The following is a 24,311-nucleotide window of genomic DNA, read 5'->3' as shown; positions in this document are numbered from 1 at the left end:
TGTTTAGACAGACATTGTAATAGGATTTAACTATACTAGACACAAGCCGCATATCCTCGCTATGGAGTGCCGTAGAGCTGGAGCGTTAAACGAAATGCTGCAGGAAGGTGAATACGCTGGATGCTGTTTATATCGACGTATTATTCATGGTCAACCTGCTCATTGACGGCTCGAATTTGCTACTGACCGCTTGGGTGCGAAGCATTCGGGCGAAGTGGTGGCGTGTGCTGCTTGCAGCGATACTCGGCGCGTTGTACGCCATTCTAATTGTTTTCCCGCCACTTTCGTTTCTGTTTACGATTGTCATCAAGATTGCACTTTCGGTTGCTATGCTGCTCACGGCGTTCGGATTTGGAAGCGTTCAGCATTTTGTACGCAATGTAGGTGCCTTCTACGGCGTTAACTTCGCAGCAGCAGGGGCTGTCCTAGGCGCGCATTACTTGTTTATGAACAGCTCGAATAAGCTGTGGCAAACGGTTGTCTCCGTAGATGGAAAACCAAGTTTTATGCTCAAATCATCCATGCTCTTTGTCTTCTGTCTTGTCGGTGTCGGCTATTACATTTACCGTTCTGTGATGACGCAGCGTAAGGAACGCGATCTGGTCACTACTCATCTTGCGGAGGTGAAGGTAAGAGTTGATGGTGTGGAGCATACCTGCACCGGGCTCATCGACACAGGCAATCAGCTGTACGAACCGCTGACGCGTACGCCTGTGATGGTGATGGAAACCGCAGTGTGGCAGGATGTGCTGCCTGCATCCTGGATTCGTCAAATTCGGGAAGCGCAGGTCGATAAACTACTCGCGAGCATGACCGATGAGGAGCCTTTCATATGGCGTGATCGGCTGAGGCTAGTGCCTTACCGCGGTGTCAACCGAGGCGCGCAATTCATGCTTGCGATTAAACCGGATCTTGTAACGATAGACCGGGAAGGGGAATTATTCGAATCTAAGAAAGTGCTTATTGGCCTAGATGCCGGCAAGCTGGCACATGACGGCACCTATCAGGCGATTATCCATCCGTCACTTCTTCAACATCGAAGCGTCACGGTCGAATCAATCCATAGTACTTCGGGAAGGGATGGAGCAGCATGCTCGTCAAATGGAAACTGATCCTTCAGTTATACTATTATCGCGTTTTATTTTTATTCGGATTAAAAAGCGAGGAAATTTATTATATTGGCGGAAGCGAAGCGCTGCCTCCACCGCTCACCCGCGAAGAAGAAGAGTACTTGCTGGAGAAGCTGCCCACTGGAGATTCAGCGATCCGCGCGATGCTCATCGAACGCAATTTGCGGCTAGTCGTTTATATCGCTCGGAAGTTTGAGAATACAGGCATCCATATCGAAGATTTGGTTTCAATCGGCGCAATCGGCCTTATTAAAGCGGTCAATACGTTTGATCCGGAGAAGAAGATCAAGCTGGCGACTTACGCATCCCGCTGCATTGAGAATGAGATTCTGATGTATCTGCGGCGCAACAGCAAGACGCGCACGGAAGTGTCGTTCGATGAACCGCTGAACATCGACTGGGACGGCAACGAGCTGCTGCTCTCCGATGTACTAGGAACGGAGAATGATACGATCTATCGCAACATCGAGGAGCAGGTGGATCGCAAGCTTCTCCACAAGGCACTCGACAAGCTGACGGAGCGGGAACGCATCATTATGGAGCTTCGCTTCGGGCTTGCGGATGGGGATGAGAAGACCCAGAAGGATGTTGCAGACCTGCTCGGCATCTCTCAGTCGTATATCTCAAGGCTAGAGAAAAGAATTATCAAACGACTGCGCAAAGAGTTTAATAAAATGGTCTAAATCGTGAACAAAAAGCCCACAGCCCCCGAGAAACGGGCAATGTGGGCTTTTTTTATGTCCAGAAACAATTTATTCCAGTGACATAGCGTAGCGATTTTGTTTATAATGCAATTTGTTCTTCACACAAAACGGCTTCGCCTGGATAGAAGGCAGAAGGCGTTTTTGCTTGTTTGCAGGTTAGTTCAAATAGGTTGAGAACAGCATATGCAGGGAATTCTACCATTACACGGATGAATGGGCGGCAGGAGGTAATAAAACTGATTGAGCTTCGAGACATAAGCAAGTCTTACGGCAGCGGCTCTACAGCAGTAGAAGCGATACGTAACGTAAACATTACGATAGATAAAGGTGAAATTTTCGGCATCATTGGACACTCCGGCGCAGGCAAAAGCACGCTGCTGCGTTGTGTGAATTTGCTGGAGCGGCCGACAACTGGCTCGGTTAAGGTAGGCGATGTGGAGCTGACAGAGCTGTCTACGACGCAGCTGCAACAGCAGCGCCGTGCAATCGGCATGATATTTCAGCATTTCAATTTGCTTTCGATGGCAACGGTGCGTGATAACATTGCGTTCCCGCTCAAGCTAGCAAAATTATCGAAGGCAGACATGAAGCAACGAGTGGACGAGCTGCTTGCGCTTGTTGGCTTGGAGCAGCACGGAGACAAGTATCCGGCGCAGCTCTCCGGCGGGCAGAAGCAGCGTGTCGGCATCGCGCGGGCGCTTGCGAGCAACCCGGATGTGCTCCTGTGTGACGAAGCGACTTCCGCGCTAGACCCACAGACGACGAATTCGATCTTGTCACTGCTCGTGGACATTAACCAGAAGCTTGGTATTACGATTCTGCTCATCACGCACGAGATGCATGTCATTCGTTCAATCTGTGACCGTGTTGCTGTCATTGACGGCGGTGAAGTGGTTGAGATGGGCGATGTGCTCGATGTATTTCTGAAGCCACAGCATCGTGTGACCAAAGACTTTGTAAGCCAAATTGCGGATTCCTTCGATCCGAGAGAGCTGATTGCGACGCGCAGCGGCCGTCTGATCAAGGTGAACTACGTCGGCGATATCACGTATGAACCGCTTCTGTTCAACGCGGTAAAAGAAACATCGGTTCAATTCACAATTCTGCAAGGTACGGTTTCCCGGATGAAAAACACGCCTTACGGCCAGCTCGTCATTGAGTTTATCGGCGAAGATGCAGACATCGAGAAAGTCATAGCGGATCTGCGCGGCAAAGGATTGGAAGTAGGTGATCTGACATGATGCTGAAGCAGAGCAATATCATTCCGGAAGAGATATGGAAGGCAACGAAGGATACGCTTGTCATGTTAGGCGTGTCGCTACTCTTCACAATCATTCTCGGCTTAATTCTTGGTGTAATTCTATTCCTGACTTCGCGTAGACAGCTGCTCCAGCAGCCTATCGTCTACGGTTTGCTATCGGTTGTGGTGAACGTGCTCCGCTCGGTGCCTTTCGTCATTCTCATGATTATGATTATGCCGATGACGAAGATGATTACAGGCACAACGCTAGGCGTGAAGGGGACAATCCCTCCGCTTGTCATTGCGGCAGCGCCATTCTTCGCGCGTCTCGTCGAGACTGCACTCCGCGAAGTGGATCGCGGCGTTATTGAAGCAGCACAGGCTATGGGTGCTTCCAGGTGGGATATCGTCCGTCGAGTGCTGCTGCTGGAAGCAAGACCGGGCTTGCTCGCGTCTATCACCATCACGGCGGTTACGCTGGTATCCTACACAGCGATGTCCGGCGTAATTGGCGGCGGAGGCTTAGGTGACTTGGCGCTCCGTCACGGTTATCAGCGGTTCCAGACAGACGTAATGATCGTAACCGTCGTGCTCCTTATTATTTTGGTTCAGCTCCTGCAGATGGTAGGCGACTATCTTGTTCGCCGATTTAGCCGGAAGTAAGGGTTCAACATAGAGAGAGACATACAGAAAAGAGGAATGAAAGATGAAGAAAGCAAGTCTAGCGCTGCTGCTCCTCGTCATTGTCGTTGCATTGTCCGCTTGCGGCAGCAAGAACAACGATGCGAGTAACACAGCGAACAACCAAGCTGCAGGCAGCGATAATGGCAAGAAAGAGGAAGTAACGCTGAAAGTAGGCGCTACGCCGGTTCCGCACGCAGAAATTCTAAACTTCATTAAGCCTGCTTTGAAAGAAAAAGGCATCAACCTGGAAGTCGTTGAGTTTAACGATTACGTACAACCAAACACGCAGCTGTATGAGAAGCAACTGGATGCCAACTTCTTCCAGCACCTTCCTTACCTCGATCAATTCAATAAAGATAAAGGCTATGATCTCGTAAGCGTTGCAGGCGTTCATATCGAACCGTTCGGCGGCTATTCGAAGAAAATCAAGTCGATTGACGAGCTGAAAGATGGCGCGAAGGTTGTTATCCCGAACGACCCGTCTAACGGCGGCCGTGCTCTGGCACTCCTCGAGAAGAACAACCTGATCAAGCTGAAAGACGGCGTTGGTATCTCCGGCACGGTGAATGACATCGTGGACAATCCGAAGAAGCTCGATATTACAGAAGTTGAAGCAGCAACACTGCCTCGCGTTCTGGATGAAGTAGATCTTGCGCTGATCAACACGAACTATGCACTGGAAGCGGGCCTTGTACCGACGAAGGATGCTTTGTTCATCGAAGGCGCTGATTCCCCTTACGTGAATATCCTTGTTGCCCGTCCGGACAACAAAGATTCCGAAGCGATCAAAGCATTGGCGGAAGCACTACAATCGCCAGAAGTGAAGACGTTTATCGAAGACAAATACAAAGGCGCGATTGTACCAGCCTTTAAATAATGAACATGAAGAGCCGTCTCGAGAGTAGTGATTTCAACTACGTCGAGATGGCTCTTCTTTTGTTTTGGTTGTAGCGCGACCGCTCTAACGGATCGTACAGAGCTTATTCGCCTTCTCTTCTCGTTCCTGTCCCACTAACGGAACACAGAGAAGCTATCACCCCGATTTTGCTCTGAAATGGGCTCGATTGCTGGCAATAAGGTCTATCTGTTCCGTTACATTTTCCAAACCGCCACAATTGCCGCGATAACGCTTCTGAGATCCGTTAAAGAAGTCGGAATGTGTTTTCTCGGAACGAACGGTTGACAGCATAGTGTATTACGGGTATAGTACACGTATGAAGTGTATGAACTAAGTAGTACACACACTTAACAAGACGGAGTTGGAGCGTATGCAAGCTGGAGAAGGCGGCGCGGAGTTGAAGTTCAATAGCCGCGACCCTGTCTACCTTCAAGTAGTCAGGCATTTCAAAGAAGAGATCGCGACGGGACGGCTCGAGAAGGGCCAGATCATTCCGTCACGACGAGAAATTGCAGGTAAGCTGAAGATTAACCCGAACACGGCTCAGAAGGCTTACAAAGAAATGGAGGAGCAGGCATTGATCGTTACGGAGGGGAATTCACCAAGCCGCATTACAACGGACGAGCAAGTATTAAGTCTCATTCGGAATGAACTCATCACGGATGCAGTCGATGCTTTCGTGCTATCTATAGCTAAGATTCAAGTGCCCGTTGATGAACTGCTTGCTATTGTGAAGAACAAAGTGGAGAGCACCTATATCCAAGCTTCCAAGGAGGAGGGCAAGCATGATTGAGTTGAAATCGGTTCGCAAACGGTATGGTCGCAAAAAAGTGCTTCAAGACGTATCGTTTACTGCAGATAAAGGAAAGATCACCTGTTTAATCGGCATCAACGGGGTAGGCAAATCAACCGTATTGAAGGCGATCATGGGACTTACGCCAATCGACGGCGGCAGCATTCTCATTGACGGCATGTCTATCGGCAAACATATTTACGAGCATGTCGCTTATGTGCCTGACAATATTACGATGCCTCCGAACATGACGGTTGGGGATAGCATGCAATTCATGAAGGATTTCTATGCGAGCTGGAACGAGGAGCGCGCAGAAGAGATGCTCACATTCTTCAAGCTGAAGCGGACAGATCGCATCTCGGAGTTGTCCAAAGGGAATACAGCGAAGTTGAACCTGCTGCACGGCCTGTCGCTTGATGTAGATTACGTACTGATGGATGAACCGTTCTCTGGCATCGACATCTTCAGCCGGGAGCAGATTGCCTCCGTATTCACGAGCAAGCTTGTTGAAGATCGAGGCGTTATTATTACGACGCATGAGATTAACGATATCGAGCATTTGATCGACGATGTCGTACTGCTGGATAACGGGCTTGTGAAGCTTCAGTTTAACTGTGAAGATATGAGGATGGAACAAGGCAAGTCGGTTATGGATGTCATGAGAGAGGTGTACCACGGATGAATCGTTATTTGAAACTTCTCCATTTGGAGGTAACGCGTTTCTGGAAGCTATATTTATCGCTCTTTGCATTGACGCTGCTCATGCAGGGCTTCGGCATTTATTACGAAAGCAGCAAGTATATGACCAATATTCAGGACCGATTGGGTCCGACGACAGACACGTATGCGAAATATGCGGCGGCGAACCCGAACGATATCATTAGCTTTGCTGGTTTGATGAGTAAAGCGAACCTTTGGTTTCTCGCTCCGATCGCGCTTTGCATCGGTGCCTTGGCCCTGTATATCTTCTTAATTTGGTACAGGGAATGGACAGGCAAGAATATGTTTATTTACCGGTTGCTCATGCTCCCTACGGAAAGGCGGAACGTGTACTTGGCTAAACTTAGTGCCATCTTGCTGTTCGTGCTAGGGCTCATTTCCTTCCAACTGCTTATCCTGCCGCTTGAGAACAGCCTATATAAATCAGTTATCGACCCCGCTTTGAGGGTAGGTACGGAGTCACTCATGACGATTATTCAAAGTCACTCCCTGCTAAGTATCCTGATCCCGGCCAGCTTTATGGAATTTATTTTGTGGTATGGCAGTGGTGCAGTGATTGTAATGATCTTGTTCACAGCGATTCTGCTAGAGCGCAGCTACCGGTTCAAGGGCATTCTTGCAGGACTAATCTATATTGGCCTTGCCATATTGCTTATGTGCGCGCCAATCTTAATTACGAACCGGGACGGCTATGATTATCTGTATCCGGCAGAGCTCTTCACGATCGAGCTCATCATCGCGGTACTCATCGGCGCCATGTCACTAGCGATTAGCTTCTTCTTAATGAATAAGAAGATTTCGGTATAGGAGGTTAACAACGAATGAAACGCTATTGGTTCTCCATCATGCTCGTCGTCTTCATCTTAGGAAGTGTTGGCACATACTATGTGACGGCAGCAGCAAGAAGCTTTCCCGAATACAAACTACTGACCGTTTCCGGTGACGACAAAGAGGCTGCATCTCTGGTTCTTCAGGGCGATAGCAAGAAATATGGGTCGCTTGATATCAACGAGAAAGGCAGCGAGTATTTCCAAGAGAAGTCCTTCTTTGATACGTTCCTCTCGAATGAAATATTCAAATTCAATTCCGATTTGCAGCAAATGATGAAAGATCACAAAAACTTTATGCGCGGCAAGAAAACGTATAATGGTTTCTATCAAGATCAGCAGGTGCTCGCATATGCCGATATTAATGGCGGCAATGACTTTGATAACCGGAATTATCGGTTAAGCGCATCCGTATTGGACTTAAAGACGAATGATAAAATAAATTTCACTGCTTCCATCCCTGGGCAAGAGAAGTACAACTGGATATCTACCTCAGATGTACAGGTGAAAGGTCAAACGATGACGGTCATCACCTACAATTTGAAAAAACCGAATAGTAACCAGCAGAACGAACCGACGCAGGAGATTCATGCCTACACGATTGATTTGAACAAGAAAAGCATCACTGATGATCGTGTACTGTTAGCCGACAAACGGTTAGATGACGGAAGAATCGTTACGAATAATTTGATTCAATCATCCCAAATTTCTGCGCCAACGGAATTGTTTGTATATCAACAGACGACGCAGAAGCTTGCGAAGGATAAAGATGGGAATGAGCTATTGCAAAGCTCAGAGCAGGTTCTCTTCACATATGATCTTGCATCAGGCAAGTCTACTGCAGTGCCTGCATTCACTTCGACGAGTAACTCAGATTCCGCTCAATCTGCATCACAGGTGTATGTCTCGGGGGATTCGATTATCGAACTTTCAGGTAAAGAAGCGGGTTCGAATGTGAAAATATACAGCATTTCGGACAAATCAGAGCGCTCATTCGAAATCCCGAATATCCCTTCATTGACTGTGAATGTATATGGTGATCGTCTATACATGGTAAGTCCGGAGGGAGATACTGCAAAAGTCGTCATTGCAGATCTGAAGCAAGGCAAAGTGGTTTACACAGGTTCGGTTGATATTAATGAGCAAGGTGACAAACGTACGGAGTTGATGAAAGAGCTTCGTGTGTACGGGTTGTATCTGAACAAATAACTGCTTAGCGCAAGTCTCCGGCAATCCGCCCGGGGCTTGTTTTTTTTATCCATTTGTGCATAGCTCGGTTCGTGTTTCTTCTTGTCGAATCGGGAATAAATTGGGGTGCCGAGGAGATACTGAACATTAATGTTTCTCCTTGGGAGGTAATCACGTTGACCCGAAACAAAGTCGAGATTTGTGGAGTGGATACCGCGAAACTGCCCGTCCTCACGAATGCGGAAATGCGCGAGCTATTTACCGCATTGCAAACACAGAATGAGTGGGCAGCAAGAGAGAAATTAGTCAATGGCAACTTGAGACTCGTGCTTAGTGTGATTCAACGGTTTAACAACCGTGGGGAATTCGTCGACGATTTATTCCAAGTCGGCTGCATCGGCCTCATGAAAGCAATCGACAATTTCGATCTCAGTCAGAATGTTAAGTTTTCGACCTATGCTGTTCCGATGATTATCGGTGAAATCCGCCGCTACTTAAGGGATAACAACCCGATTCGCGTCTCGCGCAGCTTGCGGGATATTGCGTATAAGGCGCTTCAGGTACGCGACAGCTTAACTAACAAAAACTCAAGGGAGCCGACGATTTTTGAGATTTCCGAAGCGCTGAACGTTCCGAAAGAGGATGTCGTCTTTGCGCTCGATGCCATTCAAGACCCGGTATCATTGTTCGAACCGATTTATCATGATGGGGGAGATCCCATCTATGTGATGGACCAAATTAGCGACGATAAAAACAAGGATGTATCGTGGATCGAGGAAATTGCTCTGAGAGAAGCGATGCACAAGCTGAATGAACGAGAAAAAATGATTCTGTCTATGCGGTTCTTCGAAGGGAAGACGCAAATGGAAGTCGCCGATGAGATCGGCATTTCGCAAGCACAAGTGTCCCGTCTGGAGAAGTCAGCGATACAGCAGATGCAGAAGCATGTTAAAACTTAATAGACCTTAATCCGAGAACGGCGCACTGCGCCGTTTTTTTGCGTGCTTCGAAGGCTTAATTACTGCCAAGCAGGACATTTTGCCCATTAGGCACATATAGTAATAACAGAAGCGATTGCAGGAGCAACAGCCCAATTGGAAGCGTGGTGAACGGTGAATATGAAAATTTCGGATTTTCAAACGAAAGACGTTATTAATATTGTGGACGGCCGCAAGCTTGGGCAAGTTAGCGATTTGGAATTGGATTTGCGACAGGGGCGGATCGATTCCATCGTCGTGCCGAATTATTCCCGTTTCTTCGGTTTGTTCGGCGGCGGTACCGATGTCATCATCCCTTGGCGGAATATTGTGAAGATCGGAACCGATGTCGTCCTTGTGCGTATCGATGATGCGAAGGTGTACCGAGCGGAAGAGGACGATGTGCAAGTGCGTTAACGCCATCCACGTTCGCTATAAAGAAGTGATGGCGACAGCCTTCCTGATGAGCCGCAGCGCTCGCAAGGAGGGCTGCTTGCGTGGTAAACTGGAATTTGAGGTGAAGATATGAATAGGGAACCGTTTATACAATTGAGTGATGTGCAAAATGAACATACAGCGAAGACGCCTTCGCTTTTTTTATTGTCTGACTGGACGAACGGATTCGCAGGATTAACGGCAGGTTTTACAGGACGGAGCGGCGGGGTAAGCGAAACCCCATGGCAATCGCTCAATTGCGGGCTGCATGTCGGGGATGCAGATGAGCATGTCATTCGCAATCGCGAGCTCATAGCGGAAGCGCTAGGCTGGACGTTCGATGCCTGGACCTGTGGAGAGCAAGTGCATGGCAACCATGTTCATGTCGTGCGTTCAGAGGACCGCGGCAAGGGCAAGGACAGCCGTGCTGACGCGATTCAGGATACAGACGCGCTGGTTACGAATGAGAAGAATGTGCTCTTAACCTCGTTCTATGCCGATTGTGTGCCGCTTTACTTCTACGATCCGCAGAAGGAAGTAATCGCGCTGGCGCATGCCGGCTGGAAAGGAACTGTGCTTGAAATTGCCAGGAAGACGGTTGAAGCGATGGCGGCGAATTTCGGCTCTGAGCCTGGGTCGATTCGCGGAGCGATCGGACCGTCCATCGGAATCTGCTGCTATGAGGTCAATGATGTTGTCCTAGATCGGGTAAAACCCATTATTCAGGAGCTTCAGCTGGATGAAGCCGAGCTGGTACAACCGACCACAACAGGCAAAGCTAGGATAAACTTGAAAGAATTGAACCGACAGATTATGATAAAAGCAGGAATTTTGCCGAGTCATATCGAATGTTCAGAGTGGTGCACCGGCTGTTCCACGAATGTCTTCTACTCGCATCGAATGGAAGGCGGCTCGACCGGAAGAATGGCTAGCTGGATCGGCATGAGAGAAGGAGATTTTGAAGCGTGACCCTATTGCAACGAATTGATGATGTAGAGCAGCGGCTTGCTGAGGCTTGCGCCAGAAGCGGCAGAGAGCGCTCGGAGATTGAACGAATTGCGGTTACCAAGTATGTTGGTATCGAGCAGACGCAGCATGTTCTGGGAGCGGGCATCGTTCATTTAGGCGAGAACCGCTGGCAGGATGCTTCGGACAAGTGGAATGCAATTACAGGTACGAATTGGGACGGCAGTACAGACAACTCGCCGGCTGGACAAGCTGTATGGCATTTTATCGGATCACTGCAAACGAATAAAGTGAAAGATGTCGTCGGGAAATTCACATACATACACTCATTGGACCGGCTATCGCTCGCACAGGCAATTGATCGCCGCGCGGAGCAGCTGGGTATTGTCGTACCTTGCTTTATTCAGGTGAACGTTTCGGGGGAAGACAGCAAGCATGGTTTGCAACCGGAGGAACTCGGGAACTTCGCGAGAGAGCTGGCATCATACTCGCACATTGAACCAGTCGGTTTGATGACGATGGCACCGTTTGACAGCGATGGCGAGCAGTCTCGTCCCGTATTTCGGGGATTACGGCAGCTTAGAGATGAATTGAATCAAAGCTCCGTGCTGAACAAGCCAATTAAGGGGTTGTCGATGGGCATGTCCGGTGACTTCGAGGTCGCAGTCGAGGAAGGCGCAACGTGGCTTAGACTTGGAACGGTGCTTGTTGGGAAGAGCTAGTAACCTATAAGAAAGAGGTCGATCTGAAATGATGAATAAGTTCATGAATTTTCTCGGCTTGCAGGACGAAGAAGAAGTCGTTGAACGTGAGCGAATTGATAATCAAGAAGAACAAGAAGTTGAAACTTCTCCATTCGAAGCACGTAAACAAACTGCAAAGGGTAATAATATCGTCAGCATCCATTCTCAGAAGAATGTCCGCGTCATCCTGAATGAGCCGCGTTCCTACGAGGAAGCGCAAGAAATTGCCGACCACCTGCGTTCGCACCGCTCAGTCGTTGTCAATTTGCAGCGCGTGCGCTCCGATCAGGCGGTGCGTATTGTTGATTTCCTAAGCGGAACGATCTATGCGCTGAACGGCGGCATATCTAAGGTGGGTTCGAATATTTTTCTTTGCACACCGGATACGGTGGAGATTCAAGGTGCGATATCCGAAATGCTGGTCGATGAGCAAGACTACAAAAAAATGAGGTGACCGTAAGTTGGACATTGCAAGCCTAATATTAACGCTATCCCAAATTTACACGTATATGATTATCGCGTACGTCCTGCTATCGTGGCTGCCTAGCTTGCGCGAAAGCTTTATCGGCCAACTGCTGAGTAAGCTTGTTGAGCCGTATTTAGCTCCATTCCGCCGATTTATTCCTTCCATTGGCGGCGTAATCGACATCTCGCCGATCGTAGCGTTGTTCGCGCTTCGTTTCGTCGCGCTTGGTTTGATTTCCGTTATTGACATGATTGTATGAAGAACGAAATCTATGTTCACTTTCATCCCGATGAGCGGGTTTTCGTTGACCGCGCAGAAGAATGGGTGGAGCGGGCTGCGAATTTCCACGAATTAAAGAAGACTGATTTTCTTGATCCGAGACAAGCGGAGATTGTAACTTCGCTTGTGAACCGGAATCCGGCAGTGCAGATCAAGCTGTTCGGTGGTTCTGAAGGCGCTGAGCGCAGACGAGCCATTATCGCGCCAGACTATCGCTATCTAGACGATGAGCCGGAAGGTATCGCGTTGATTGAAGTATCCGGCGATACGAAGGGGCATCTGGAGCTCGATCACGGCGACTATCTAGGAGCCTTGCTCGGACTCGGCATTAAGCGGGATCGAATCGGTGATTTGCATATCCATGAAGACAAATGCCATTGTCTTGTCTTGGAGGAGATCGCCGAGTATATAAATATTCATCTTAGACAAGTCCACCGCGTTCATGTCCTGACGGAAATTTTGCCGCTTGCGAAGCTGCAGCCGGCTGTGTCTGCCATGGAAGAGATGAACCTGTCGGTGGCTTCTTTGCGTCTTGACGGTATCGCAAGCGACGTGCACCGGATTAGCCGGACGAAGATCGTTGATCCCATTCGCGCAGGCAGATGCCGGGTGAATTGGCGAGTGGAGGAGGATCCATCCACTCCACTGAAGGAAGGCGACGTCGTTTCGATGCAGGGTCTCGGGCGTTTCAAGGTGCTAGTTGTTGAAGGAGTTTCGAAAAAAGGCAGAGTAAGAGTCAAAATCGGCAAATTTATCTAATCGATTGCAGGAAAATGACTTCACTTGTCGAATTGAGAAGTATACTTATTCTGGAAGGATTAAACGTCCTTACGTTTTTTCCCCTTCGATAACACTCAGGAGGTGCCCCAATGCCGCTCACGCCATTGGACATACATAACAAAGAATTCGGCAGACGTCTTCGCGGATACGACGAGGATGAAGTGAATGAGTTTCTCGATCAAGTCATTAAAGACTATGAAGCGCTCATTCGCGAGAACAAAGAGATCCAGAACCAGGCACTTACCCTGCAAGAGAAGTTGAACCACTTTGCAAACATTGAAGAGACGCTTAGCAAGACGATTATCGTCGCGCAAGAAGCGGCTGATGAAGTGCGCGGCAACGCGAAGAAGGAAGCTCAGCTGATCGTGAAGGAAGCGGAGAAGAATGCGGACCGCATCATTAATGAATCGCTGAACAAGTCCCGTAAAGTCGCGCTTGAGGTCGAGGAGCTGAAGAAACAGGCTTCGATCTATCGCGCAAGATTCCGTACGCTCGTGGAAGCGCAGCTTGAGCTGCTCAGCCATGATAGCTGGGATTCGCTTGAAGGACCGCCTTCCACGATATCTGCGGAAATCAGTCGCGGGTTCTAAGAAAGTTTGGTTTAGGTTTGACAATTGGTTTGGAATGGCGTATAAATGGTAATAATCATTTTATATGTATTTCGTTGACGAGAACGAGTACGCAAACTATTAGCTCCCCAGAGAGCCGGTCTACGCTGAAAGCCGGTGTGCTACTACTTGCGGAATATCATCTCCGAGAAGCGATGCAGAACCTTATGGATGCCATAAGCAGTAAGCGTCAGCCGGAAGTCCACCGTTACAAGGAACTCGGATGCATGCATCCGTGACGAAGGTGCCAAGCGAGCAGGCGTTTATTTTGCTTAGTTTGGAATTAGGGTGGTAACGCGAGCACAAGTCTCGTCCCTTACAGGGGCGGGGCTTTTTTTATTTTTTCTAAAAAGGAAGGGGTATGAAGTATGCAGCGCGTCGACGTGAAAGAGAAGGCGAGAAACCGCGATATGCGTGTTCTAGCCAAATGGAGAACAGAAGATACGTTCAAGCAGTCCATCGTGAATCGGGAAGGCAAGCCGAATTTCGTATTCTATGAGGGACCGCCGACAGCGAATGGTGCGCCGCACATCGGGCACATGCTTGGCCGAGTCATCAAGGACTTCATCGGACGTTACAAGACGATGGACGGCTATCGTGTTGTGCGCAAAGCAGGCTGGGATACGCACGGTCTGCCGGTTGAGCTAGGCGTTGAGAAGCAACTCGGCATCTCGGGCAAGCAAGAAATCGAGAACTACGGCGTTGAAGCGTTCATTAACAAGTGCAAGAACAGCGTATTCGAGTACGAGCGTCAATGGCGTGAATTGACCGAAGCGATTGGGTACTGGACCAATATGGACGATCCGTACATCACGCTGAATAATAACTATATCGAGAGCGTATGGCAGCTCCTCTCGACGATTCATGGCAAAGGGCTGCTGTACCGCGGTCACCGCGTAAGCCCGTACTGCCCTTGCTGCCAGACGACACTTAGCTCCCATGAAGTGGCGCAAGGTTACGAAGATGTGAAGGATCTTAGTGCAACGGCGAAGTTCAAGCTTGTGGACTCGAACGAGTCCGTGCTTGCGTGGACGACAACGCCTTGGACGCTTCCGGCAAACGTGGCGCTTGCGGTTAACCCGAACCTGGAATACGTACGTGTCGCTCAAGGCGGAGAAGTCTTCATCGTGGCTAAAGCGCTTGTAGAGAGCGTATTTAAAGGCGAGTACGAGGTTGGGGAGACGCTGAGAGGCGAAGAGCTGCTCGGCAAGAAATACCAGCCGCCGTTCAAATATGCAGAAGTCGAGAATGGTCACTTTATCATCCCAGGCGATTTCGTCAGCGATTCAAGCGGTACGGGTATCGTTCATATCGCGCCTGCGCATGGTGATGATGACTACAAGGTTGCCCGTGCGAATGGTGTAAGCTTCCTGAACGTTGTCGACAATGCTGGCCGTTATGTGGAGCTCGTAACCGATTTGGCTGGACGTTTCGTTAAAGAATGCGATGTCGATATCGTGAAAATGCTCAGCGAACGCGGATTGCTCTTCTCCAAAGAACGTTATGAGCACAGCTACCCGTTCTGCTGGCGCTGCAAGACACCACTGATCTACTATGCAACAGACAGCTGGTTCATCGAGACAACGGCTGTGAAGGATCAGCTCATCGCGAACAACAGCGGCGTGGAATGGTATCCGGGCCACCTCCGTGAAGGCCGCTTCGGCAAATTCCTGGAGGATCTCGTTGATTGGAACATCAGCCGTAACCGATACTGGGGAACGCCGCTGAACGTTTGGATCTGCGACAGCTGCGGCGAGCAACATTCGCCAGGCAGCAGAGCGGATCTAGTGAAGCGTTCGGTATCGCCAATCTCGGAAGACATCGAGCTTCATAAACCGTACGTGGACGAAGTCAAGCTGCACTGCCCACACTGCGAAGGCGGCGTGATGACGAGAACGTCTGAAGTCATCGACGTGTGGTTCGACAGCGGTTCGATGCCATTCGCGCAATATCACCATCCATTCGAGAATGAGCAAACGTTCGCTGAGCAGTATCCGGCGGACATGATCTGCGAAGGGATCGACCAAACGCGCGGCTGGTTCTTCAGCTTGCTGGCCGTATCGACGCTCTATAACGGTAAAGCTCCGTACAAAGCAGTTATCTCGACAGGCCATATTCTCGATGAGAACGGCCAGAAGATGTCGAAGTCCAAGGGCAACGTTATCGACCCGTGGGAAATCATCAATGAGTACGGAACAGACGCATTCCGTTGGGCGCTTCTTGCGGACAGCGCGCCATGGAACAGCAAACGCTTCTCCCGCGGCATCGTAGGCGAAGCGAAATCGAAAGTAATCGACACGATCGTGAACACGCATGCGTTCTTCGCGCTCTATGCTTCCATTGATGGTTACGATCCTGCTGCTCAGCCGGTCCGCGTATCCGACAATCAATTGGATCGCTGGATCGTATCCCGCCTGAACAGCCTTGTCGTTCAAGTGAATAAGAGCCTTGCGAATTATGACTTCTTGAATGCAGCGAAAGCCATTGAAGGATTCGTCGACGAGATGAGCAACTGGTACATCCGCCGTTCGCGCGACCGTTTCTGGGGCAGCGGCTTAACTGACGATAAGCTGGACGCTTACGGCACGCTTCGTTCCGTGTTACTGACGCTTTCCCGTCTGATCGCTCCGTTCGCACCACTTCTTGCTGAAGATGTGTACACTAACCTTGGCGACGGCAGCAGCGTTCATCTGGCGGATTATCCGAAGGCAGATGAAGCGGCAATCGACGAGAAGCTTGAACGCGATATGGAAACAGCAAGACAGATCGTTGAGCTGGCTCGCAACGTTCGTAACGAAACAGGCATCAAGACGCGTCAGCCGCTCTCCGAGCTGATCGTTGCGCTTGATAATGAGTTCGATCTTGCGCCGTACGAAGATGTTATCAAGGATGAGATCAACGTTAAGGCAATCACAATCGCAAGCGGCGACAGTGGCTTCGTTGACTTCACGTTCAAGCTGAACTTGAAAGTAGCGGGCAAGAAGTACGGCAAGCATGTTGGACCGATCCAAGGCTACTTGAAGTCGTTGACGGCTCAGCAAACGAGCGAGATCGTGAAGGCTGGTGTACTGAGCTTCACTTCTGCGGAAGGCGAGAGCTTCGACATTACGCTAGATGAGCTGCTGGTAGAGAAGCAGGCGAAAACGGGTTATGCATCGGCTTCCGGCTATCAGCTGACTGTTGCGATCAATACGGATATTACGCCTGAGCTGGAGCAAGAGGGGCTTGTGCGCGAAGTCATTCGTGCCGTTCAAGATACGCGGAAGAAGCTGGATCTGCCAATCGAGCTGCGTGTTCATCTCGTTCTTGATGCAGATGCAGAGCTGCAAGCAGCACTTACGGCATTCGAAGCTGTACTGTTCGAGAACGTCCTGCTGAAGAGCGTGGAATATGCGAAGTCTGAAGATATGGAACGCGTATCGCTTGGCGACCGCGAGATTGGAATTTCAGTTGTGAGGGTATAGTAACCTCATAGCAGCAAACAACACGAACGCCCATGCACATCAGCTTGCGGGCGAGCAGCTTTTGCCGCTCGCCGCATACCGTGCATGGGCTTTGTTTGTGTTGCACCCTGGGGAGGGATGTATCCATGTCGGAAGATAATCATGAACAGGATCTGAAGAGTGTTCGCCATTCACTTGACGCGCTGGAGAAGCGGCTGCAGAAAGTCGTAATCGAGATGGAGCGGTCACAAATAGCCGATTACGTCTTGCTGCTGAATCGTCCGTTCTCGCTCATGTGGCGCAACCTGCTTGGCGGCACAGCGCGCGGCGTAGGCATCGCGATCGGATTCACCTTCTTTGCCGCGACGATTCTGTACGTGCTGCAGCTGCTCGGCGCGCTTAACTTGCCGATTATCGGCGACTACATAGCTGATATTGTTCGCATTGTTCAGCATCAGCTCGAAGGCAAAACTTACTGACAGTAACAGACCCAATGGTCAAACTTCTGGCGATCCGATTGCTGTTATTCCAGCGTATGATCGCCTTCTTCATGCTCCATGTAGCTGTAATATTCTTTATTGCGCACGACGCTGACATGCTTGCCAGTAATGTCAGTGGCTAGGAAGCTCTCCAGCGTCTCAACATAGCCGTCGGCCTCATCGGCTTCGATGCCGACTTCGTCATAACGCTGCACATTAGCGTTCTCCGACATGGCTGGAGAATCGGAGTTGCCATAAGACTCGACAATTTGCCAAGCGTCTTCGCCATCGAAGCCGTTATAGCCGTTATAGCCGTCTTCATGGTCATCCATGCTCGTTCTGCCGAATGGCGGATAAAGAAACTCCTCTTCGACTGGCCGATGCTCTGAGATATCCTGGCGCGGAGAATGCGCCGCGCAATAGAGCGTATCAGGCAGTGCCTGCAGCCGCGCATGCGGTATCTGCTCGCCGCAAGTGCTGCACTTGCCGTAAGTGCCGTTGTCCATGGCCCCCAGCGCTGCGTTAATGCGGTTCAAGTGAAGCTCCTCCTGCTCGTGCAGCGCAATATCTTTGCCGCGTTCGTAGGTCTCTGTTGCCGCATCGGCAGGGTGGTTGTCATAGGAGGACAAATCGCCTGTAGAATCTTTGTATGAATTGGCTAATCCGTAATGATCGCTGCTGGCCATACGCTGCTCTATGGCGGCTTTCTCCACGACAAGGCTGCTGCGCAAATTGCGGAGCTGTGTATTCGTTAAGTTCGGGTTCGTCATCTGTGCAAGCCCTCTTTTCGTCTTAGCTTGATGGTGATTTGCAGTTGCTGCTTCGTGACGATAGTTTCTGCACTTTGCGCCATTTTTAGAGACGGGCATTCATGGATACACTGGCAAAAGGGGCGTTGACCGCGCCTCTAGTCTGCAATAGCCTTCGTATGCTACAATGTTGGGGACAAGGGGGCATATGCTGTGAAATTCTACTATTATTGGCTGGCGGTATTCGTATTCGTAGTGGACTATTTGAGCAAAAAATGGATTGAACACAGCGTAGCGCTAGGCGAGCAAAAGCAAGTAATCGGCGATTTCTTCGTCATTACTTCCGTACGGAACAAAGGTGCGGCATTCAGCATTTTGCAGAATCAGCGGATTTTTTTCGTTGCCATTACAATAATCGTAATTATCGGCATCGTGTGGTACATAACCAGAATTCGTAACACTGGCAAAGTATTGCTTCTGTCGGGACTTGGCATGGTACTTGGCGGCGCACTTGGCAACTTCTTGGAGCGCGCTCTATATGGTGAAGTGGTTGATTTTCTGCAATTCACATTCGGCAGCTATGTATTCCCGATCTTTAACTTGGCAGACTCCGGTATTTTTGTCGGTGTCGTCCTGATCCTGCTGGATGCATTTATTACTTCGAAGAATGAGAACGGAGATTCGAATGACAGACAAGAACGAAATGGACAAGATGAACTTAATGGACAAGGACAACAGTTTATTCAATGAAGAGCCGATGGCTTTCGCTGTAGATGAGAGCGATGCTGGCGAGCGTCTTGATAAATATGTGACGGAAAGCATCGAAGAAGGAACCGTATCCCGCACACAGGTGCAGGAATGGATCAAGAGCGGAGCTGTTCTCGTGAATGGACGAGCCGTCAAAGCGAATTATAAACTAGCCGTGGCTGATCAGGTCACGGTTATTATTCCTGAACCGGAAGAAGCGGTCATTGAAGCGCAGCCGATTCCGCTTGACGTCGTCTATGAGGACAGTGACGTCATTGTCATCAACAAGCCGCGCGGCATGGTTGTTCATCCTGCGGTGGGTCATTACTCCGGCACGCTTGTGAATGCGCTTATGTACCATTGCAAAGACCTATCGGGCATTAACGGAGTGATGCGGCCGGGTATTGTGCATCGTATCGACAAAGATACTTCAGGCTTGCTAATGGCGGCGAAGAATGACCTTGCGCATGCATCACTCGCGGCACAGCTCAAGGAGCATAGCGTTACCCGTAAGTATCTCGCGCTCGTTCATGGCAACATGCCGCATGAGCACGGAACGGTTGATGCACCTATCGGAAGAGATCCGAGGGACCGGAAGCTGTACACTGTCATCCACAAAGGCAGTAAACATGCTGTTACCCATTTTCAAGTGGTTGAACGTTTCGGCGATTATACGCTGCTTGAGCTGAAGCTCGAGACAGGACGCACGCATCAGATCCGTGTTCATATGAAGTATATCGAACATCCGCTTGCCGGCGATCCGCTCTACGGACGGAATAAGACGATCGGCCTCAAGGGGCAGGCGCTGCATGCGGCGGTGCTGGGATTCGTTCATCCGCGCACAGGGGAATACATGGAATTTGAAGCGCCGATTCCGCCGGATATGGAGCATGAATTGATGATTCTGCGTCAGCGCTAACTGGACTGTAGATTAGTGCAAACTTTTCGCCATTTACTTTATGTGGCTAAACACACCCGATACGCTATGATGGATTCAAATTGGAATAAGTGAAACGAAGGGTGAGGAAGATCCATGACGCAAATTAATCAAAACTATACACAGCTGCAAGGCAGCTACCTGTTCTCCGAAATCGCGAAACGCCGTACGAAGTTCATCCAGGATAACCCGAACGCGCAAATTATTAGCCTCGGTATCGGCGATGTAACACGCGGCCTTCCAGACGCGATTACGAAAGCGATGCACGCAGCTGTAGATGAGCTCTCGAATCCAGGCACATTCCGCGGCTATGGCCCGGAGCAAGGTTATGACTTCTTGATCAACGATATTATCAATAACGACTACAAAGCGCGCGGCATCGACATCGGCACGAACGAAGTATTCGTAAGCGATGGCTCCAAGTGCGACGTTGGTAATATTCAAGAGATCTTCAGTGAGAACGCGGTTGTCGCTGTACAAGATCCGGTTTACCCGGTTTATGTGGATACGAACGTAATGGCGGGTCGTTCCGGTAAGTTCAACAAAGAAACCAACCAATACGAGAACATCGTTTACCTTAAGTGTGATGCTTCCAACAACTTCACGCCAAGCTTGCCTGACCGCAAAGTAGATCTGATCTACCTTTGCTACCCGAACAATCCGACGGGCATGACGCTGTCGAAGGAAGAGCTGAAGCGCTGGGTTGATTTCGCCAAAGCGAACGACTGCATCATCTTGTACGATTCCGCGTACGAAGCATTCATCCAAGAAGCTGACGTTCCACGCAGCATCTATGAGATTGAAGGCGCGAAGGAAGTTGCGATCGAATTCCGCAGCTTCTCGAAGACAGCCGGCTTCACAGGCGTGCGCTGCGCATACACGGTAGTACCTCGCGAGCTGAAAGCGAAAGATGCAGACGGCAACGTACTTCTCGTTAACGATCTGTGGAACCGCCGCCACACAACGAAGTTCAACGGCGTATCTTATGTAACGCAACGCGGCGCATCGGCGATCTACTCGCCAGAGGGCAAAGCTCAAATCGCTTCCATCATCGACTACTACATGACGAATGCAGGCATTATCCGTGAAGGTCTCTCTTCACTTGGGCTTGAAGTATTCGGCGGCGTGAACGCGCCTTACATCTGGTTGAAGACGCCAAACGGACTTGATTCATGGGCATTCTTCGACAAGCTTCTGTCGGAAGCGAACATTGTCGGAACACCTGGCGTTGGCTTCGGTCAAGCAGGCCAAGGCTACTTCCGCTTGACGGCTTTCGGAAGCCGCGAGAATACGGAAAAAGCGGTTGAACGGATCACGAAATTGTCGCTGTAATCGAAGAAGAAAACAATCTTGACATGCATGTTTCGACATGAGATAATTCTTCTAATGAACAGCAGTACCTTTAATTCAGTCCAGAGAGGCTGGCAAGGTAACGTGATTCGCTGATTCAACTTATAGCAGGACAATCCTATCCGCTTGCGTGTGTACGCATCAGCGGGGCTTGCCTTACATCCTATAGTTGATCACCGGCGTAAACAGTTAACTCCTTGCGAACTCTCGCAAGGAGTTTTTTTGTGCCCAGCCAGAAGTTGAAAGCAGCTATTCGGTGAAGAACAAGCCGGGAGGGAATGGATCCAGATGGATGAACAGCATCGCATCATTATGGACGAAGCGGCTATACGGCGCGCTTTAACTCGAATTGCCCACGAAATTGTCGAGAAGAACAAGGGCATCGACAATTGCGTCCTTGTAGGGATTCGGACAAGAGGCATTTACTTGGCTAGACGAGTAGCCGAACAGATTTGCGAGATCGAAGGTGCGCCGGTAGAAGTGCAGGAGCTCGACATCACCTCTTACCGCGACGATCGGGAAGCCGGGATCTCGAAAGCCTCCATTGGTAATTCAGCTTCTGTGAACGTGAAGGACAAACGAGTCATCCTGTTCGACGATGTGCTCTACACCGGACGGACCATACGCGCAGCGATGGACGCTCTGATGGATTGCGGCAGACCGCAGCTGATTCAACTGGCGGTGCTCGTAGACAGAGGCAATCGCGAGCTGCCGATCAGACCTGACTATGTCGGCAAGAACGTTCCGACCTCGAAGCTTGAACAAATTGAAGTGTCGCTCCAGGAAGTGGACGAGAACGAACAAGTAACAATCATCCATTAGAAGGAGGAAGCTTTGGACATGACAACAACAGCAACATTGATTAAACAGCGAAGCTTGCTCGGACTGAAGGAACTTAGCAAAGAAGAAATTACTTCAATTCTTGATCGGGCGGCATATTGGGAAGCAAGCTCGAACAAGCTAAATCCGGTGCTGCATGAAAAATTTGTAGCGAATATGTTTTTTGAGAATAGTACAAGAACGAGGTTCTCCTTCGAAGTGGCGGAGAAACGGCTTGGCGCACAAGTGTTGAACTTCTCGGCAGCCGTCTCCAGTGTTCAGAAGGGTGAATCCATTTATGATACGGTCCGCACGCTGGAGTCGATGGGCATCGACGCAGGGATCATCCGGCTAAAGCCCAATGGCGTGCTAGCGGAGCTTAGCGAGAAGATCAAAGTGCCGCTCATCAACGCAGGTGACGGCAACAATGAGCATCCGACACAAGGATTGCTTGATCTGTATACGATGCGCAAGCAGTTCGGAGAGCTGAAAGGGCTGACAGTCACGATTATCGGCGATGTTCTTCATAGCCGAGTGGCTCGCTCGAACTTGTACGCACTGCAGAAGTTTGGCGCGAACGTGCGGTTCTGCTCGCCTGACAATCTGCGGGCGCCGGAGCTGAATGCAACCTATGTCACCATGGAAGAAGCGCTGCGCTCGGACGTCGTCATGATGCTGCGCGTGCAGCTTGAACGTCATGAAGGCGGCATGATGGGACCAGCAGAGGCATACCGCGAACAGTTCGGTTTAACAGAAGAGCGTGCAGCGACAATCGCGCCGCATGCGATCATCATGCATCCGGCACCGATTAACCGAGGCGTTGAGATCGACGATGCGGTAATCGAAAGTCCGCAATCACGCATTTTCCCGCAGATGGAGAACGGCGTGCCGATTCGGATGGCCGTTATTGAACGGGCACTAGCCTAATACGGGCGGGTTAACCAAATATAGCAAACATAAAGGAGAACGAACCGATTATGGCATTATGGATACTTAACGGTCTCGTATGGGACGAACAGACAGGCGAAGCGGTACGCAAGCATGTACGTGTTGAGAATGGTCTCATTGCAGCTATTCAAGATGCATCGGAAGGCGCGCCGGACACGGCTGGCCACGATACGATTGATGCGAATGGAAAGTTGATCTCTGCAGGCTTCGTTGATATGCATGTCCACTTGCGTGAACCAGGCTTTGAATATAAAGAAGATATCGCGAGCGGTACTCGCTCGGCAGCACGCGGTGGCTTCACAACGATCGCATGTATGCCGAACACGCGCCCAGTAACGGACACACCAGAAACCGTGCGTTACATATTGGATAAGGCAGCAACAGCAGGCATCGTCAACGTTTTGCCTTACGCGGCGATTACGAAGAACGAGCTCGGCCGTGAGCTGACTGACTTCGCGGCGCTGAAGGAAGCTGGCGCAATCGGCTTTACAGACGATGGTGTTGGCGTACAGAACGCGCAAATGATGAAAGATGCGATGAACCTGGCAGCTTCGATGAACATGCCGGTTATCGCGCACTGTGAAGACGATTCTCTCGTCGTCGGCGCGGCAGTGACGGATGGCAAGTTCGCTCGTGAGAACGGCCTGAAGGGTATTCCGAACGAGTCCGAAGCGATCCACGTTGGACGTGATATCCTCCTTGCGGAAGCGACAGGCGTTCACTATCACGTCTGCCACGTGAGCACAGAGCAGTCCGTACGGTTGATCCGGATGGCGAAGCAGATCGGCATTAAAGTGACTGCTGAAGTTTGTCCGCATCACTTGATCCTCTCGGATGAAGACATTCCAAGCATGGATGCAAATTGGAAAATGAACCCGCCGCTACGCTCGCCTCGCGACGTGCAGGCAGTTATTGAAGGCTTGGAAGACGGTACGCTCGACATGATCGTAACTGACCATGCGCCGCACAGCCAAGAAGAGAAGGCTAAGGGTATGTTACTCGCGCCATTCGGCATCACAGGCTTCGAAACGGCATTCCCGCTTATGTATACGAAGTTCGTTCGCACAGGCAAATGGACGCTCGGCTTCCTTTTGAAACGTATGACTGAAGATCCGGCTCGCGTGTTTGGCCTCAAGAGCGGCCTCCTGCAAGCAGGAGCACCGGCTGACCTCACGATTGTCGATCTGGAGAACGAGCGTGAAGTGAATCCGGAGAGCTTCGCTTCGAAGGGCAAGAACACTCCGTTCGGCGGTTGGAAGCTGCATGGCTGGCCAGTTGCAACAATCGTGAATGGGAACGTCGTTTGGTCGGAACTGTAAGAATAGCGAAATATAGAGATCATGATTCGATAACGAGAGCGGATGCTTCAAGTGCAGGATGGGAAGATTCGCAATAACTTTT

The 24,311-nt window shown here is 50.2% G+C and carries 26 protein-coding genes and 1 other annotated feature; of the genes, 25 read left to right on the top strand and 1 reads right to left on the bottom strand.

Annotated features, from left to right (window positions below; translation table 11 throughout):
* The first annotated feature begins 107 nt into the window (after positions 1–107).
* The 19 genes from spoIIGA (at position 108) to AC0YNX_RS12395 (ending at position 17,360) form a co-directional block, all read left to right on the top strand.
* Positions 108–1,112, top strand: a complete 1,005-nt coding sequence (spoIIGA, locus tag AC0YNX_RS12485; protein WP_475815987.1) for a sigma-E processing peptidase SpoIIGA — start codon at positions 108–110, stop codon at positions 1,110–1,112.
* Positions 1,091–1,813 carry an RNA polymerase sporulation sigma factor SigE gene (gene sigE, locus AC0YNX_RS12480; protein WP_090573739.1) on the top strand — a complete coding sequence of 241 codons (723 nt, stop codon included), beginning with the start codon at positions 1,091–1,093 and terminating at the stop codon, positions 1,811–1,813. Before spoIIGA ends, sigE begins: the two co-directional genes overlap by 22 nt.
* A 257-nt stretch (positions 1,814–2,070) precedes the next feature.
* The gene (locus AC0YNX_RS12475; RefSeq protein ID WP_475816239.1) at positions 2,071–3,075 is read left to right on the top strand and encodes a methionine ABC transporter ATP-binding protein; all 1,005 of its coding nucleotides are present in this window, start codon (positions 2,071–2,073) and stop codon (positions 3,073–3,075) included.
* The gene (locus AC0YNX_RS12470) at positions 3,072–3,737 is read left to right on the top strand and encodes a methionine ABC transporter permease (protein ID WP_475815986.1); all 666 of its coding nucleotides are present in this window, start codon (positions 3,072–3,074) and stop codon (positions 3,735–3,737) included. Before AC0YNX_RS12475 ends, AC0YNX_RS12470 begins: the two co-directional genes overlap by 4 nt.
* A 43-nt stretch (positions 3,738–3,780) precedes the next feature.
* Complete coding sequence (locus tag AC0YNX_RS12465; protein WP_475815985.1) at positions 3,781–4,635, top strand: MetQ/NlpA family ABC transporter substrate-binding protein; 855 nt, start codon at positions 3,781–3,783, stop codon at positions 4,633–4,635.
* A gap of 391 nt (positions 4,636–5,026) precedes the next feature.
* On the top strand, positions 5,027–5,449 hold the full coding sequence (locus tag AC0YNX_RS12460; RefSeq protein ID WP_475815984.1) for a GntR family transcriptional regulator: 423 nt from the start codon (positions 5,027–5,029) through the stop codon (positions 5,447–5,449).
* Positions 5,442–6,131: an ABC transporter ATP-binding protein gene (locus AC0YNX_RS12455; protein ID WP_475815983.1), complete on the top strand. Its 690-nt coding sequence runs from the start codon at positions 5,442–5,444 to the stop codon at positions 6,129–6,131. The genes AC0YNX_RS12460 and AC0YNX_RS12455 overlap by 8 nt, the downstream gene beginning before the upstream one ends.
* Positions 6,128–6,976: a hypothetical protein gene (locus AC0YNX_RS12450; protein WP_475815982.1), complete on the top strand. Its 849-nt coding sequence runs from the start codon at positions 6,128–6,130 to the stop codon at positions 6,974–6,976. The genes AC0YNX_RS12455 and AC0YNX_RS12450 overlap by 4 nt, the downstream gene beginning before the upstream one ends.
* 14 nt (positions 6,977–6,990) lie before the next feature.
* Positions 6,991–8,205 (top strand): hypothetical protein, encoded by a 1,215-nt coding sequence (locus AC0YNX_RS12445; RefSeq protein WP_475815981.1) that lies wholly within the window; start codon positions 6,991–6,993, stop codon positions 8,203–8,205.
* Between the two features lie 155 nt (positions 8,206–8,360).
* Positions 8,361–9,143 (top strand): RNA polymerase sporulation sigma factor SigG, encoded by a 783-nt coding sequence (sigG, locus tag AC0YNX_RS12440; protein ID WP_090573745.1) that lies wholly within the window; start codon positions 8,361–8,363, stop codon positions 9,141–9,143.
* A gap of 159 nt (positions 9,144–9,302) precedes the next feature.
* On the top strand, positions 9,303–9,578 hold the full coding sequence (locus AC0YNX_RS12435; RefSeq protein ID WP_090573746.1) for a YlmC/YmxH family sporulation protein: 276 nt from the start codon (positions 9,303–9,305) through the stop codon (positions 9,576–9,578).
* Positions 9,579–9,686: 108 nt separating this feature from the next.
* A complete protein-coding gene (pgeF, locus tag AC0YNX_RS12430; RefSeq protein WP_475815980.1) occupies positions 9,687–10,565 on the top strand; it encodes a peptidoglycan editing factor PgeF in 879 nt (292 codons plus the stop codon).
* On the top strand, positions 10,562–11,284 hold the full coding sequence (locus AC0YNX_RS12425; RefSeq protein ID WP_475815979.1) for a YggS family pyridoxal phosphate-dependent enzyme: 723 nt from the start codon (positions 10,562–10,564) through the stop codon (positions 11,282–11,284). Before pgeF ends, AC0YNX_RS12425 begins: the two co-directional genes overlap by 4 nt.
* 28 nt (positions 11,285–11,312) lie before the next feature.
* Entirely contained in the window at positions 11,313–11,759 is a 447-nt protein-coding gene (locus AC0YNX_RS12420) for a cell division protein SepF (RefSeq protein ID WP_475815978.1), read from the top strand.
* Positions 11,760–11,766: 7 nt separating this feature from the next.
* Complete coding sequence (locus AC0YNX_RS12415) at positions 11,767–12,030, top strand: YggT family protein (RefSeq protein ID WP_475815977.1); 264 nt, start codon at positions 11,767–11,769, stop codon at positions 12,028–12,030.
* Positions 12,027–12,809 carry a YlmH family RNA-binding protein gene (locus AC0YNX_RS12410; protein ID WP_475815976.1) on the top strand — a complete coding sequence of 261 codons (783 nt, stop codon included), beginning with the start codon at positions 12,027–12,029 and terminating at the stop codon, positions 12,807–12,809. Before AC0YNX_RS12415 ends, AC0YNX_RS12410 begins: the two co-directional genes overlap by 4 nt.
* A gap of 110 nt (positions 12,810–12,919) precedes the next feature.
* Positions 12,920–13,420 carry a DivIVA domain-containing protein gene (locus tag AC0YNX_RS12405; protein WP_475815975.1) on the top strand — a complete coding sequence of 167 codons (501 nt, stop codon included), beginning with the start codon at positions 12,920–12,922 and terminating at the stop codon, positions 13,418–13,420.
* Positions 13,421–13,485: 65 nt separating this feature from the next.
* Positions 13,486–13,758 (top strand) — a binding site (T-box leader).
* Between the two features lie 48 nt (positions 13,759–13,806).
* Positions 13,807–16,902, top strand: coding sequence for an isoleucine--tRNA ligase (ileS, locus tag AC0YNX_RS12400; RefSeq protein WP_475815974.1), 3,096 nt, complete (start codon positions 13,807–13,809; stop codon positions 16,900–16,902).
* 125 nt (positions 16,903–17,027) lie between these two features.
* Positions 17,028–17,360 (top strand): DUF5665 domain-containing protein, encoded by a 333-nt coding sequence (locus tag AC0YNX_RS12395; protein WP_475815973.1) that lies wholly within the window; start codon positions 17,028–17,030, stop codon positions 17,358–17,360.
* A gap of 44 nt (positions 17,361–17,404) precedes the next feature.
* Here the strand turns inward: AC0YNX_RS12395 and AC0YNX_RS12390 are convergent, their stop codons facing one another.
* Entirely contained in the window at positions 17,405–18,130 is a 726-nt protein-coding gene (locus tag AC0YNX_RS12390) for a TraR/DksA C4-type zinc finger protein (protein ID WP_475815972.1), read from the bottom strand.
* Between the two features lie 192 nt (positions 18,131–18,322).
* On the opposite strand from AC0YNX_RS12390, the gene lspA reads away from it, so the two are divergent.
* The 6 genes from lspA to AC0YNX_RS12360 all read left to right on the top strand — a co-directional run bounded on the left by lspA (position 18,323) and on the right by AC0YNX_RS12360 (position 24,229).
* Positions 18,323–18,859, top strand: coding sequence for a signal peptidase II (gene lspA / locus AC0YNX_RS12385; RefSeq protein ID WP_475815971.1), 537 nt, complete (start codon positions 18,323–18,325; stop codon positions 18,857–18,859).
* On the top strand, positions 18,831–19,775 hold the full coding sequence (locus AC0YNX_RS12380; RefSeq protein ID WP_475816238.1) for an RluA family pseudouridine synthase: 945 nt from the start codon (positions 18,831–18,833) through the stop codon (positions 19,773–19,775). The genes lspA and AC0YNX_RS12380 overlap by 29 nt, the downstream gene beginning before the upstream one ends.
* Positions 19,776–19,889: 114 nt before the next feature.
* Positions 19,890–21,125, top strand: coding sequence for an LL-diaminopimelate aminotransferase (locus AC0YNX_RS12375; protein ID WP_475815970.1), 1,236 nt, complete (start codon positions 19,890–19,892; stop codon positions 21,123–21,125).
* 306 nt (positions 21,126–21,431) lie between these two features.
* A complete protein-coding gene (gene pyrR / locus AC0YNX_RS12370) occupies positions 21,432–21,965 on the top strand; it encodes a bifunctional pyr operon transcriptional regulator/uracil phosphoribosyltransferase PyrR (RefSeq protein ID WP_475815969.1) in 534 nt (177 codons plus the stop codon).
* Between the two features lie 18 nt (positions 21,966–21,983).
* On the top strand, positions 21,984–22,889 hold the full coding sequence (locus AC0YNX_RS12365; protein WP_475815968.1) for an aspartate carbamoyltransferase catalytic subunit: 906 nt from the start codon (positions 21,984–21,986) through the stop codon (positions 22,887–22,889).
* A 50-nt stretch (positions 22,890–22,939) separates the two neighbouring features.
* A complete protein-coding gene (locus tag AC0YNX_RS12360) occupies positions 22,940–24,229 on the top strand; it encodes a dihydroorotase (protein WP_475815967.1) in 1,290 nt (429 codons plus the stop codon).
* Positions 24,230–24,311: the final 82 nt, after the last annotated feature.

The sequence above is a fragment of the Paenibacillus sp. J31R98 genome, assembly GCF_056269245.1.
Note: the sequence above shows the minus strand (reverse complement) of the source record. Positions and strands in the feature narration are given on the sequence as shown.

Excerpts from the sequence above, each read along its gene's own strand:
- sigE (WP_090573739.1), top strand. The coding sequence starts at position 1,091 with ATGCTCGTCAAATGGAAACTGATCCTTCAGTTATACTATTATCGCGTT.
- AC0YNX_RS12470 (WP_475815986.1), top strand. The coding sequence starts at position 3,072 with ATGATGCTGAAGCAGAGCAATATCATTCCGGAAGAGATATGGAAGGCA.
- AC0YNX_RS12465 (WP_475815985.1), top strand. The coding sequence starts at position 3,781 with ATGAAGAAAGCAAGTCTAGCGCTGCTGCTCCTCGTCATTGTCGTTGCA.
- AC0YNX_RS12460 (WP_475815984.1), top strand. The coding sequence starts at position 5,027 with ATGCAAGCTGGAGAAGGCGGCGCGGAGTTGAAGTTCAATAGCCGCGAC.
- AC0YNX_RS12455 (WP_475815983.1), top strand. The coding sequence starts at position 5,442 with ATGATTGAGTTGAAATCGGTTCGCAAACGGTATGGTCGCAAAAAAGTG.
- AC0YNX_RS12450 (WP_475815982.1), top strand. The coding sequence starts at position 6,128 with ATGAATCGTTATTTGAAACTTCTCCATTTGGAGGTAACGCGTTTCTGG.
- AC0YNX_RS12445 (WP_475815981.1), top strand. The coding sequence starts at position 6,991 with ATGAAACGCTATTGGTTCTCCATCATGCTCGTCGTCTTCATCTTAGGA.
- AC0YNX_RS12435 (WP_090573746.1), top strand. The coding sequence starts at position 9,303 with ATGAAAATTTCGGATTTTCAAACGAAAGACGTTATTAATATTGTGGAC.
- pgeF (WP_475815980.1), top strand. The coding sequence starts at position 9,687 with ATGAATAGGGAACCGTTTATACAATTGAGTGATGTGCAAAATGAACAT.
- AC0YNX_RS12420 (WP_475815978.1), top strand. The coding sequence starts at position 11,313 with ATGATGAATAAGTTCATGAATTTTCTCGGCTTGCAGGACGAAGAAGAA.
- AC0YNX_RS12410 (WP_475815976.1), top strand. The coding sequence starts at position 12,027 with ATGAAGAACGAAATCTATGTTCACTTTCATCCCGATGAGCGGGTTTTC.
- AC0YNX_RS12405 (WP_475815975.1), top strand. The coding sequence starts at position 12,920 with ATGCCGCTCACGCCATTGGACATACATAACAAAGAATTCGGCAGACGT.
- ileS (WP_475815974.1), top strand. The coding sequence starts at position 13,807 with ATGCAGCGCGTCGACGTGAAAGAGAAGGCGAGAAACCGCGATATGCGT.
- AC0YNX_RS12395 (WP_475815973.1), top strand. The coding sequence starts at position 17,028 with ATGTCGGAAGATAATCATGAACAGGATCTGAAGAGTGTTCGCCATTCA.
- AC0YNX_RS12390 (WP_475815972.1), bottom strand. The coding sequence starts at position 18,130 with ATGACGAACCCGAACTTAACGAATACACAGCTCCGCAATTTGCGCAGC.
- AC0YNX_RS12380 (WP_475816238.1), top strand. The coding sequence starts at position 18,831 with ATGGACAAGGACAACAGTTTATTCAATGAAGAGCCGATGGCTTTCGCT.
- AC0YNX_RS12375 (WP_475815970.1), top strand. The coding sequence starts at position 19,890 with ATGACGCAAATTAATCAAAACTATACACAGCTGCAAGGCAGCTACCTG.
- pyrR (WP_475815969.1), top strand. The coding sequence starts at position 21,432 with ATGGATGAACAGCATCGCATCATTATGGACGAAGCGGCTATACGGCGC.
- AC0YNX_RS12365 (WP_475815968.1), top strand. The coding sequence starts at position 21,984 with ATGACAACAACAGCAACATTGATTAAACAGCGAAGCTTGCTCGGACTG.
- AC0YNX_RS12360 (WP_475815967.1), top strand. The coding sequence starts at position 22,940 with ATGGCATTATGGATACTTAACGGTCTCGTATGGGACGAACAGACAGGC.